Source organism: Oceanobacillus kimchii X50, assembly GCF_000340475.1.
Taxonomy (GTDB): domain Bacteria; phylum Bacillota; class Bacilli; order Bacillales; family Amphibacillaceae; genus Oceanobacillus; species Oceanobacillus kimchii.
This window is the reverse complement of the sequence record NZ_CM001792.1, coordinates 2,953,836-2,967,044: the sequence shown is the minus strand read 5'-3', so window position 1 is coordinate 2,967,044 and position 13,209 is coordinate 2,953,836. Positions and strand designations below refer to the sequence as shown.

Sequence of the window (13,209 nt, the reverse complement as noted above, 5' to 3'; positions counted from 1 at the left end):
GCCTGCATAATGTGGGAGAAAATTGCTATTTATTGAATACATCATAATACTGATTAGATACGCTTTCAATCGTAAATTTTTTTGTCATGAGTAAAATATTGCTTCTTTTGTTTAGTCGATAAATAAATGGTTGACGGGCATAACGCATGTGTTTTTTCGATATTCACTGGGAGTCTCACCAACCATGTGCTTAAATACCTTACTAAAATAATTGCTTGAAGAGTATCCGACTTCTTTTGATATTTCTTCAATTGTTTTTTCTTCTATTAACAGTAGTTGGAGAGCTTGTTTCACCCTCATATTATTGAGATAGTGAATCGGTGTATCATTCATTGATTTTACAAATCGACGGGTGAAATGATATTTTGACAATCCAGATTCACGAACAATATCATCCAGCGTAATGTCTTTTTGAAAATTTTCTTTCATATATTCGACTGCTTTTAAAATAGGGGGAGGGGCAACTGTTGCATTTCTTTGTTCATATTCTACATATTCTAGGCACTCCATGATAAATGAATATGCACATGAGGAGGCTTCATAGCCATGATTAATTCCTGTTGTTTCAATTTTTTCTATTGTTTTTAGAATATGTCTAATTGGACCAGCATGAATCGGTAATTGAAAGATGTGTCCATGTTTTCTGGTAATCTCAGTAAACAAACTATGCGCTTCGTTACCGTATATGGTAAAAAATATAAATTCCCATTCTGCGGAGTTATCAGGCAAGTAATAACAATGATCGCTTGGAATATCTATAAAGAACGCTGTCCCTTTTTCTAATTGATGTGTTGTTTCACCAATACGTATAGCTCCTCTTCCATTTAACGTGTACTGAAAGACAATAACGTTCTTTTCGCCTCTATTCAGGCCTTCCCAATAATAACTCGGATCACTCCGTAGCTCATATCCAATCGCTTGTAAGCCTGCTACATTTCTTTGATAATCTCCTTTAAATCGAAATCCATATGAATTGTGTTTGGAGTACTTTTGCAAATGAATACCTCCTTATAAAAACGTTATTATTTCTTGTTATGATTTATGTAAAAACTGAGAATTGAAAAGAAGAATGCTTCAATAGCAGTATCATTTTAATTACCAGGGATGTCAACCTGTAAAAAATCGAAATTGTAGATCAATGCGATTAGTAATCAGTTCTTTTTCTTTGGAAAATCCTTACAAATACTTATCATACAATTCACTTTCCCTTAATAGTCATTGATTATAATGAAAACCAAATAAAGGAAAAGGGAGAGATTCAATGTCTAGTAAACTCATTTTTATGGTATTAGTAGCAATTATTTTTATGTCGGTGTTCACTTCACCCGCCTTTGCATCCAATGCAGAAACAAAAGCAAATCCGCATCACAAAAAAGTGGTTAACGTAGCTCATCGAGGCGCATCCGGTCATGCTCCAGAAAACACCATCGCAGCATTTGATAAGGCATTACAAATGAAGTCGGATTTTATCGAAATCGATGTACAAATGACAGCAGACGGTGAATTGATTGCAATTCATGATACAACAGTGAACAGGACGACAGATGGAAGTGGGAATGTTAGTAATTATACTCTAGAAGAGATTCAACAATTAGATGCTGGAAGCTGGTTTGGTGAAGAGTTCGCGGGGGAGCCTATTCCGACATTTGAAGAAATTCTTGATAAATACCGTGGGAAAATTGGTATTTTAATAGAATTAAAGTCTCCTGAACTGTATCCAGGAATGGAAGAAAAAGTTGCTGAAGCTTTGAGAGATCGTAATATGCATAAACCAAGAAACGGTAAAATTATCATTCAGTCATTTAACCATGAATCCGTACGATTATCAAAGGAGCTATTACCTCGAATTCCACACGGTGTGTTGGCAGGCCTAACATGGGCAGGTGTAACGGATGAAGAACTAGAAGAATTTGCTACATATGCCGACTACTTTAATCCGAATATGAATATTGTTACAGAAGACTTAGTTGATCGTGTTCATGATAAAGACATGAAAATGTGGGCTTATACAGTAAGAACACAAGAACAGGCAGATCGCTTACTTGATCTAAGAGTAGATGGGATAATTACTGATTTCCCTGAATATGTACATAGGCACCCGGGGAAGTGGTAGAGGAGTAGTGAAGTTATAATAATTCAGGGGGCTAGTATCTTACTAGCTCCTTTTAAATTTAGTGGATGGTCTAATACCCAAACACAACTTGAGAAATCGCGAAAATGGTGGATAGAACGGTCCTATAAACGAAAAAAGCTTAAAAAATCCAAAGAAGTAGTGAATAGAGCGGTTTTATAAACCAAAATAGCATGAGAAATCGAAGAAAGTAGTGAATAAAGCAGTTCTATAAACCAAAATAGCGTGAGAAATCGAAGAAAGTAGTGATAGAGCGGTTCTATAAACCAAAATAGCATGAGAAATCAAAGAAAGTAGTGAATAGAGCAGTTCTATAAACCAAAACAGCGTGAGAAATCGAAGAAAGTAGTGAATAGAGCGGTTCTATAAACCAAAATAGCATGAGAAATCGAAGAAAGTAGTGAATAAAGCAGTTCTAAGAACCAAAATAGCGTAACAAATATAAAAAAGTTGTAAAAAGAACGAAATCCCAAACTGGTAGAATTAATTAAACAGTTTGGGTTTCAAATGTGTAAACTTATACACTTGTTCTTCGATCCACGGCCTCAATCAACAACTCAACAATGTGCACAGCACGCATTTTATCAGACAATCCTTCTCGTTCGATACCTAATTTCATTTGCAAGAGGCATCCCGGATTGGTAGTCACGATAGTTGTTGCTGCGGTATCTTTTACTTGTTCCATTTTGTAATCCAAATGTTTCATAGAAAGTTCGGAATGAACGATGTTATATATTCCGGCTGAACCGCAACATCTTGCTGCATCGTTCATTTCTTCATAATGAAGACCATCAATCGATTGTAATAGAAGTCTAGGCTCATCGAATGTCTTTTGTACATTTCGTAGATGGCACGAGTCTTGGTAAGTAACGACCTGTTCTGGCATTTGCAGAGGCGTCAGATGAAAATCAAGGTCGATAAGAATTGCGGTAATATCTTTAATTTTTGAAGCAAAGTTTGCTGCTCTCTCTGACCATTCGGGATCATCGTGTAGCAGATGACCATAATCATGGAGGAAAGCTCCGCATCCACCAGCATTTGTAATAATATAATCAGCACCGACTTCTTCAAATGCAGCAATGTTTTTCTTAGCTAGTTCTTTCGCTTTTTCTTTTTCTCCAGAGTGTCCGTGTAATGCACCACAACAATTTTGTGTGTCTGGAACGGCGATGTCACATCCGACTTTTTGTAATAGTTCAATCGTTGCTTTATTCACTTCTCGAAACATTGTATCCATTAAACAGCCTTTGAAAAATGCTACTCTCGCTTTTGGCTGACTTTTATGTACATAGTAGGAAGCTTGAGACCGCATTTCTTTTCGTGTTGGAGTAGATGGCAGTACCTTTTCCATAGTAGCCAGAGTTTCTGGAAATAGCTTCATAAATCCAATATTTCTAGCTATCTTTTGCAGGCCAGAACGCTGATAAAAGGTGAGAAGAGAGGTCATGTTTTCCATTCTGTTTTGATGGGGAAATAATCCTTCAAAGACAGTTTTTCTAATTACTTTTTCTGGGAGAGAATGTTGCTTATTTTGATTGAAAATATCTCTTGCTTCCTCTAAAAGCTGACCATAATTAACTCCCGCAGGGCAAGCTGGTTCACACGCTCTGCAGCCAAGACATTCATTCAATGTCTGTTCAATATCTTCATCTGGTTCGATTTCTCCATCAACAATGCCTTTCATTAATGCGATCCGTCCTCTAGGAGATTGTGTTTCGTCATACCCTGATTGGATATATGTCGGGCAAACAGGGAGACAGAATCCACAGCGCATACAATTTTCCAATTCATCTCTGTCCATACGATTCTGAAAGTCTACTTGAATCCGCTCTTTTACTAAAGTATCCACGTTCTATTCTCCTTTCTCCTCTTCTTCAAAAAACATTTTTCCAGGGTTCATGATATTATTTGGATCAAAGCTTTGCTTGACGCTCTTTAATGCTCGAATTCCTTCTTCGCCTAATTTAAGTTTTAGAAATGGTGCTTTCATTGCACCAACACCATGTTCTCCAGTTATTGTTCCACCGAGCTCAACCGCTTTTTCAAATATCTCAGCAAAAGCTTGCTCAACACGATGATATTCTTCTTTATTTCTCACATCTGTTGGAACGGTTGGGTGAAGATTTCCATCTCCGGCATGACCAAATGTACATATTTTTACATTATATTTTTCTGCGATTCTATTAATCTCTTTTACCATTGGTGCTACTTGTGATCTTGGAACGGTGGCATCTTCTAAAAAGGTAGTTGGTCGTAAACGAGCGATCGTAGACAGTGCTGATCTACGTGCGGTCGTCAGTGCAGTTGCTTCTTGCTCATTTTTAGCAACGCTTACAGTTACCGCTTTTAACTCCTTACATATTTCTGCAATTTTTTCTATATCCTTATTTACGACTGATTCTGGACCATCTTGTTCAATTAATAAAATCGCTTTTGCATCGGTAGGTAGGCCAATTTGATTGTATTCTTCAACGACTTCAACGGTTGGCTGATCTAGAAATTCGAGAGTAGCAGGGATGATTCGGTTTTCGATAATTGCAGATACCGTTCTTGCTGCGTCATCGATATCTGCATAAGTTGCGAGCATTGTTTTCTTATATTCTGGCATCGGTACCAATTTCAGAATAGCTTCTGTGATAATTCCAAGAGTACCTTCTGATCCAACAAATAAGCGAGTTAAATCATATCCGGCTACATCTTTGGCAAGCTTTCCACCCGTTTCAATAATGTCGCCATTGGGAAGAACAATTTTCAATCCAAGAACATAATCTCTCGTTACGCCGTATTTAAGCCCACGCAAACCACCAGAATTTTCATTGATATTTCCACCAATTGTAGAGATGTTTATTGAACTAGGATCTGGGGGATAAAGTAATCCCTTTGCTTCTACTTTATCTATTAATTTTTTCGTAACTACTCCTGGCTGTACAGTAATAGTCAGGTTCTGCTCATCAACCTCTAGGATGTTATTCATATGTTTAAAAAGTAATACAACCCCACCTTTGAGGGGTGTAGTTCCAGCACTTAAATTCGTTCCTGATCCTCGAGGAGTCAGTGGGATTTTATGGTCATTACAAATTTTTACGATTTCAGCTATTTCTTCTGTGTTATTTGGTGCCACAACGACATCTGGTGTTTTTCGAAAACCAGGAGTGGCATCATAGCTGTAAGAATGAAGCGACATGTTGGATGTTTCTACATTTTTTTCTCCAACAATTTCTTTAAACTGTTCAATAATTGACTTATCTAACATAATTAGTAACCTCCTGTAGGCCTTTAATTATTTTTACAATTTATACAGTATAAATAAAAACACATAGAAAATTCTATGTGTTTTTATACGGAAATGATGATGTATTATTTGAATTAATTGTATGTTCATCTAAAAATGTAATTGCTAGATATAGATTCGTTAAATCTTTAAAGCGTTTAGGATCAAGTCCGGTAAACTGGTGAATTTTAGACAATCGATAATGCAGTGTATTGATGTGAATGAATAATGCTTCTGCTGTTTTTTGCAAGGATGATTCATTCTCTATGAATACATGCAATGTATGTAGTAATTGTTTATGGTCGATTAACGTACCGATTGTTCTATGAATATATTCCTTTTTTGTATCATCAGAAATATCTTGCAAACAAAGTTCCAACTGTAAATCTGTATGAAAAGATATCCGGGTATTGACAGGAAAATAATTAATCGCAATGAGTGCCTCTTCGTAGGAACGATATAGGTCACCAGCAATTGCCGTATCTCCTACCCCGATATGTAATTCAATGGGAAAGTTATTTTCACAAGCTTTTTGCAATGTTTTCAAAAAGTCAGGCTTTATTTTTTTTGATGAAAGTGTATGCATCCAGAACAAGCGATTGTTCCCCCAACGAACAAGTATATCTTTCTCTGGTATAAGATTATTTAGGTACTGCCACACCTGGTTTTGGAGAGTGGAATTAATTTTGTTTATTACTAAAATAATTACCTGTTTCGTACCATCTAGTGTCATACCTAGTGTTTCTGCTCTATCCAATAAAGGACGGTCTACTTTTTTACTTCGAAGTAAATCAAATATAACATTTTCTACAGATCTATGTTCAAACTCAATTTGTTCATAGTAATTATTCTCATGAATCAACAGCTCGGTCATCTTTCGAACAATTTCCCCAAACGGCTTTATCTTTTCGATTTCTCCAGTGATACCGATAACACCAATAACGGATTTATTAAAAAAGAGGGGGAGGTTAATGCCAGTTTTAACTCCTTTTAAATTGATCGTTAATGAATCGGTAATCATAAGTGGTTCCTTATTTTTGATAACCAATACGGATCCTTCGTGATAATCTCCTACACGTTCTTGATTCGTACTAGCAATGATAATTCCTTTTGTATCACATATAATAATTTGTTCATCTATCATATCTCTGATGACGTTAATAATTTTGTCTGCTATGTGGTAGATGTTCATTGAATTGGCTCCTTTACAACATAAAATTATATTAAAGCAGCATTAATTATAGTTAATTATAACGTAATTATGTCAGATGCAATATCAATGAGACAAACTTTGATTATCATATTTATATACACCCAAAGTAGAAAATATTAAAGAAACTAAAATGAAAAACAGCAGTAGCCACCTAAGGCTATTGCTGTTATTTAATTTAATTCATCTATTAAAAATTAAATTCTCTATTTCTCTAGGATATTCTGTGATTATTTCTGTTCCGGCATTAGTAAGGACTACCGTATCAGAGTGTCGGAATCCTCCAACACCAGGAATATATATTCCTGGTTCAATTAAGGATAAACATGCGTTACAGCCGATTTTATCTCAAGTATCTACCAAAGAAATAAAACATATAAATATGCCTGAATATGATACGGAAGATTATTATAATGACATTATGAAAGTAACGAAAGGAAAGAGCGCCCCCAATTTAGCTCGACAACTCGTTAATAAGTCGTACGAAACTATTCAGTGGATGATAAAACAAGGAGTAGAATTTGAACTAAACGAGAATCAATCCTTTAACAATGATTTGATTTTCAACTTCACCTTCAATCACTTTGATACCACTTACTTTTTCATCTGTTGTCAATAGTTGATATAGCTCTTGTATTGTATTTGAATTCGATACCTAATAATTCTGCTTTTTTGATTAGTGCTTCAATCAGGCCGATTCCTTTACGATGTGTTTTTATTGGTAGTCCTCCCCAAAATTGTAAAACCCCGTTGTATCTAAAGTCCAAAAAAGCATGAGAAAAGAAAAAAGTAGTGCATAGACCCGGTCTATAAACCAAAACAGCAATGGAAATCTAGAAAAGTAGTGAATAGACACGGTCTAAAACCCAAGCTGGCTTAAATAACATTTCTCAATCTCGTCACTCATACTCAGTCAATAATTTCGAAATATATGTACTTCCCGCATCTTATTAGACAAGTCCTCATGTTCAATGCATTACTTCATGAACTCCACTGATTGATTTTATGCTTCTCAGTAAAACTGGCTTTCTATTTGAATTAGGCTTAAAATTCCTCCACTATTTACAGCACCATTTAAAAGCGAATTAAGGTTCTTAAATAAAAAATAAGTAAAAAATCTCTAGACTTTGGATATTGGATACAGTATACTGTTAAACTAGATATTAGATTAATATAAATTATCTTATAATTGTAAACGCATTCATTATAATGTATAAGGAGGAGTTAAAATGACAGTTAGTACAGTAGAAGAAGTGGATTTAATTCGTCAGAGTGTCCGTTCACTTTGTGAAAAGTTCCCCGAATCATACTGGAGACAGACAGATGAAAAGAAAGAGTATCCTGAAAAATTCATTCAAACACTTACTAAAGAAGGATGGCTTTCGGTCTTAATTCCTGAGAAATACGGCGGGGCTGGATTAGGAATGTATGAGGCTGGAGTTATTTTAGAGGAAATTAATCGATCAGGAGGTAACGCTGGCGCAGGCCATGCTCAAATGTATACGATGGGAGCAATATTGCGACATGGGAATGAATATCAGAAACAGCGTTACTTGCCAAAGATCGCCAGTGGAGAATTACGTCTCCAGGCATTCGGTATAACAGAGCCCACTGCAGGAAGTGATACAACAAGTATTGAAACAACAGCAGAAAAGCGAGGAGATAAATATATCGTTAATGGTCAAAAAATTTGGATTTCTCGCACCGAACATTCGGATTTAATGCTATTGTTAGCAAGAACTACCCCGAAAGATCAGGTGAAGAAGAAAACGGATGGATTAAGTTTATTTATTCTTGACATGCAAGACCAAAAAAATAATATTACGATTCGCCCCATTGATACGATGATAAACCATGCGACAACAGAAGTATTTTTTGAAAATACAGAGATTCCCGAAGAAAATTTGATTGGAGAGGAAGGAAAAGGATTTAAACAAGTTTTAAGTGGAATGAATGCTGAGCGTATTTTAATAGCTGCTGAGAGTATTGGTGATGGTAAATACTTTATTGATAAGGCTGTTCAATATGCGAATGAAAGAGAAGTTTTCAATCGTCCTATTGGTAAAAATCAAGGTGTGCAATTTCCAATTTCTCAGGCATATATGGATATTGAAGCAGCGGCTTTAATGCGTGATAAGGCAGCTAATCTGTTTGATGCCGGTGAAAATTGTGGACCGGAAGCAAATATGGCTAAATATCTTTCAACAGAGGCGACTTGGAAAGCTGCTAATGCTGCTATGACAACTTTTGGAGGTTATGGTTTTGCTACAGAGTACAATATTGAACGTAAATTTAGGGAAGCCAGATTATTTATTGTTGCTCCAGTGACTAATAACCTTGTTATATCATATGTTGGTCAGCATGTGCTTGGTCTACCAAGATCCTTTTAATAAAGGGGAGATAAGATGAGTTTAAGTGAGAAACTTGCTAATTATATTTTAGATACAAATTATGAAGACTTACCTACCGATGTGGTGGAATTCACTAAATTATGTATATTGGATTACTTTTCCTCAGCTATAGCTGGTTCCAACCAGGAAGCGATTCAAAAAGTTGATGATTTAGTCAAGGAACTGGGAGGGGAACCACAAGCAGCTTTAGTTACAGGCGGAAAGACCTCAGTTACACAAGCTGCACTCTTAAATGGAGCAGCAAGTCATATTGTAGAACAGGATGATATTCATAAAGGTTCTATTATCCATGCAGCTACAGTAGTGATTCCTGCAGCTTTGGCTATTTCAGAATGGAAGCGACTATCTGGTAAAGACTTGATTACGGCAGTTGTAATAGGGTATGAAGTTTGCTATCGAATAGGTGAGGCTGTAACTCCCTCTCATTATTATTATTGGCATAATACGGCCACTTGCGGAACGTTTGGAGCAACTGCCGCAGTTGCAAAATTGCTTCACCTTACCCATGAACAAATTATTCATGCGTTAGGCAGTGCCGGAACTCAAGCGGCAGGACTTTGGGAGTTTATAGAAGATGGTGCAATGTCTAAGCAATTGCATCCTGGTAAAGCAGCTATGAATGGAGTAATTAGTGCTTTGTTAGCAGAGAAAGGCTTTACTGCTGCAAAGAAAATATTAGAAGGTAAACGAGGTTTTTTTGAAGCAATGAGTACAGAATATGATGTTTCAAAAGTAACTATAGATTTAGGCGAGCAGTTCAAAATCATGGAAAATTCATTTAAAGTTCATGCATCATGCCGGCATACACATCATGCTATGGATTTAATGATTGAACTTGCAGAAGAAAAAAACATCCGACTTCATGATATTGAACAAATCAATGTAAAAACATATCAGGTAGCAATCGACATTACTGATAATAAAAACCCGGACACTCAATATGCATCTAAATTTAGTTTGCAGTTCTGCACTGCTTTAGGTTTGTTAACTGGTAATGGTGGGGTCGATGCATTTAATGAAGAAAGCTTATGGAATGAAAATATACGTAAATTAATGAAGCGGGTAAATGTAGAAGTTGATCCAGAAATAAATAGTAATTATCCAGATAAATGGGGAGCTATTGTAGAAATTAAATTGACATCAGAAGACTGGATAAGAAAAGAAACTGATTTTCCTAAAGGAGATCCTGAAAATGCTGTTACTTCTGAAGATCTTTTGAATAAATTTAGAACTTTAACAAGAGATTTGTCTATCGAATCACAAAATATATTATCCGATAAGCTACTCAATTTGGAGAATTTAGATACAATAGATGATTTATTTGAATTTACAAAGGTACGAGGAATTCTAGATTGAGGTTTAGTGCAACTTTTTTCATTAAATAAATGTAAATTACATTACTGGTTGTTTAACTATTGTAATAGGGTTCATTGAAACAATTTCACGTGGTTTTGCTCAAGATACACTATAAATAATCTCAGAACATATTTTAGATAATCATTGGAAAACAAGTAATATACAAGTCTATTGATCAGAACAGTTTACGGGAATAACTTATCGATTAACGGCTTCACTTTAAAAGAACTTTTTTCAGTAAGTAAAGGAGAGTCAACCATGCTGAGAACTTGTATGTTTATTCCAGGAGACAAGGATAGGCGTCTGGAAAAAGTAAGGGCACTTTCAGCAGATGCTTTCATCTTTGATTTGGAAGATGCCGTTGCAGAGGAAAATAAAAAAAGTGCAAGACAGAGAGTAAAAAGATTCATAGAAAATACGGAGCATATAACTACATTCGTTCGTGTGAATGCCGTGGATACTGATTATTTTTTAGAAGATATACAGGAAATAGTACACGCAAATCTGGATGGAATTGTACTCCCAATGACCGATGATAGGGAAAAAATTGTAATTGCGGATTATTTTCTTGGACAAATGGAAAAGAGAAATAATTTAAAGAGTGGTTCTGTGTCAATCATTCCGATAATTGAAACAGCTTCTGGTCTTCATAACGCATACACTATTGGTTCAGCAAGCCAAAGAGTTTCATGTCTGGCATTTGGCTCAGAAGATTTTATACTTAATACAAATATATCACCTGATGAAGAACAGATTCAGTTACTCTATGCACGTTCAAAGTTGGTGATAGATTCAAAGGCAGTAGGATTAGATCCACCTATTGATTCGGTTTATACAGACATTCATAACGATGAAGGATTGAAAAAAACAGCTAAGGAAGGGAAGAAACTTGGTTTTCAAGGTAAACTTGTCATTCATCCAGGACAAATACCAATAGTGAATGAGGTTTTTTCCCCTTCTGCTAAACAAATAGCAGAAGCTGAGAGGATAATAGACGCATACAATGATGCTATATTAAATGGTTCAGGAGCTGTTCAAGTAAATGGAAAAATGATAGATGCTCCAATCGCTGAAAGAGCAAAAATGATTCTTGAAACTGGAGAACGATACAAAAACAATATATAAAGAGAAGGTGAATAAAATGTTGCCTTTAGAAGGTATAACTGTAGTCACTTTGGAACAGGCAATTGCAGCTCCTTTTGCTACTAGGCAGCTTGCAGATATGGGTGCAAGAGTAATAAAAATAGAACGACCTGAGGTAGGAGATTTTGCAAGAAACTATGATACTACTGTTAATGGTCTTTCCAGTCACTTTGTTTGGTGTAATCGGTCTAAAGAATCTATCGAGTTGGATTTAAAAACAGAAGAAGGAAAAGAAGCCCTTCGTCGTTTAATTGGAAAATCAGATGTTTTTGTGCAAAATCTAGCACCAGGAGCAATAGAAAGAATGGGTTTTATTCCAGATGAATTAACGGAAAAACATCCTGAACTAATTGTGTGTAGCTTATCAGGATACGGAAAAGGCGGACCTTATGAAACTAAAAAAGCTTATGATTTACTTGTTCAGTGTGAAGCGGGTCTTGTTTCCATTACGGGAAGCGAAGAAATCCCTTCGAAAGCAGGTATTTCGATAGCTGATATTGCTGCAGGAATGTATGCATATACAGGTATTTTGACAGCGCTATTAAACCGTTCAAAAACTGGAAAAGGTACTGTAATGGAAATATCTATGTTAGAAGCTCTTGGTGAATGGATGGGTTATCCTAAATATTATTCAGCATACGGCGGTGAAGAACCAAGGCGTGCAGGCGCCAGTCATGCTACTATTTATCCCTATGGGCCGTTCACCTGTGGAGATGGAAAGACCGTGTTTATTGGTTTACAAAATGAGAGGGAATGGGAGAGCTTTTGCCTTCGTATTTTAGAACAGCCACAGCTAACAGATAACCCGAAATTTGAAAGTAACTACAAACGAGCTGAAAATCGGGATGAATTAAAGAGCATCATCGAAAGAAACTTTAAATCAAAAACATCTGAAGAAGTAATTGAAAAGGTGGAAGAAGCTAAAATTGCCAATGCACGCTTAAATAGCATGAAAGACTTTTTTGAACACCCGCAACTAACTGCACGAAATCGCTGGCAACAAGTTCAAACACCTGTTGGAGAAATTGCTGCACTTAAACCGCCAGTCACCATGAAAAATGTTCAATCTGTAATGAATCCTATTCCCGCCTTAGGGGAACATACTGAATCGATTTTAAAGGAAATAGGAATGCACTCACAGGTTAAGTAACCATAAGGAGGAAGTTTTATGACTGTAAAAGATGGCTGGAATGGAAGATTTTATGAGGACTTTGAAGAAGGTGATATATACCCGCATCCACTGGGAAGAACGGTAACGAAAACAGATAATATTTATATGACTTTATTAACACAAAATACAAATCCGATTCATTTTGATGACTATTATTCCGAGCAAACGGAATTTGGTAAACCTTTGATCGACTCCACATTTACGGTTGCTCTTGTAACAGGTCAGTCGGTAACTGACCTTTCTCAAAATGCCATGGCGAACTTAGGATGGGATGAAATTCGACTTCCTAAACCTGTTTTTGAAGGAGATACGATTTATTCTTACTCTGAAGTATTAGATAAAAGAGAATCGAATTCACGACCAAATGTAGGAATTGTTAATGTGAAAACTAGTGGTTACAATCAACGTGGAGAAATTGTCATTACTTTTAAACGCACATTTATGATTTATAAAAAAGAGCATGCTCCAAAAAAAGAAAATATACTATTAAATAAAGTATTGGAATCGCAGGAATAG

General features: G+C 36.0%; 10 protein-coding genes and 1 pseudogene. 6 read left to right on the top strand and 5 right to left on the bottom strand.

Annotated elements, in window-relative coordinates:
• Positions 1–111: 111 nt before the first annotated feature.
• Positions 112–996 carry an AraC family transcriptional regulator gene (locus C794_RS15360; RefSeq protein ID WP_017798046.1) on the bottom strand — a complete coding sequence of 295 codons (885 nt, stop codon included), beginning with the start codon at positions 994–996 and terminating at the stop codon, positions 112–114.
• A gap of 265 nt (positions 997–1,261) precedes the next feature.
• Between C794_RS15360 and C794_RS15355 the strand changes: the two genes are divergently transcribed.
• Positions 1,262–2,113 (top strand): glycerophosphodiester phosphodiesterase, encoded by an 852-nt coding sequence (locus C794_RS15355; protein WP_017798045.1) that lies wholly within the window; start codon positions 1,262–1,264, stop codon positions 2,111–2,113.
• Positions 2,114–2,648: 535 nt separating this feature from the next.
• Here C794_RS15355 and C794_RS15350 read toward each other — a convergent pair.
• From C794_RS15350 to C794_RS21070, 4 genes and pseudogenes are all read right to left on the bottom strand, one after another.
• Positions 2,649–3,980 carry a (Fe-S)-binding protein gene (locus tag C794_RS15350; protein WP_017798044.1) on the bottom strand — a complete coding sequence of 444 codons (1,332 nt, stop codon included), beginning with the start codon at positions 3,978–3,980 and terminating at the stop codon, positions 2,649–2,651.
• 3 nt (positions 3,981–3,983) lie between these two features.
• Positions 3,984–5,384, bottom strand: a complete 1,401-nt coding sequence (gene glcD, locus C794_RS15345; RefSeq protein WP_017798043.1) for a glycolate oxidase subunit GlcD — start codon at positions 5,382–5,384, stop codon at positions 3,984–3,986.
• A 73-nt stretch (positions 5,385–5,457) separates the two neighbouring features.
• Positions 5,458–6,594, bottom strand: a complete 1,137-nt coding sequence (locus C794_RS15340; protein WP_017798042.1) for a CdaR family transcriptional regulator — start codon at positions 6,592–6,594, stop codon at positions 5,458–5,460.
• A 201-nt stretch (positions 6,595–6,795) separates the two neighbouring features.
• Positions 6,796–6,927: pseudogene (locus tag C794_RS21070) on the bottom strand (M24 family metallopeptidase); the annotation flags it as partial.
• A 914-nt stretch (positions 6,928–7,841) separates the two neighbouring features.
• On the opposite strand from C794_RS21070, the gene C794_RS15330 reads away from it, so the two are divergent.
• From C794_RS15330 to C794_RS15310, 5 genes are all read left to right on the top strand, one after another.
• Entirely contained in the window at positions 7,842–9,002 is a 1,161-nt protein-coding gene (locus C794_RS15330; protein WP_017798040.1) for an acyl-CoA dehydrogenase family protein, read from the top strand.
• Positions 9,003–9,017: 15 nt separating this feature from the next.
• A complete protein-coding gene (locus C794_RS15325; protein WP_017798039.1) occupies positions 9,018–10,379 on the top strand; it encodes an MmgE/PrpD family protein in 1,362 nt (453 codons plus the stop codon).
• 258 nt (positions 10,380–10,637) lie between these two features.
• On the top strand, positions 10,638–11,504 hold the full coding sequence (locus tag C794_RS15320) for an HpcH/HpaI aldolase/citrate lyase family protein (protein WP_017798038.1): 867 nt from the start codon (positions 10,638–10,640) through the stop codon (positions 11,502–11,504).
• A 16-nt stretch (positions 11,505–11,520) separates the two neighbouring features.
• A complete protein-coding gene (locus C794_RS15315) occupies positions 11,521–12,672 on the top strand; it encodes a CaiB/BaiF CoA transferase family protein (RefSeq protein WP_017798037.1) in 1,152 nt (383 codons plus the stop codon).
• A gap of 18 nt (positions 12,673–12,690) precedes the next feature.
• Entirely contained in the window at positions 12,691–13,209 is a 519-nt protein-coding gene (locus C794_RS15310; protein WP_017798036.1) for a MaoC family dehydratase, read from the top strand.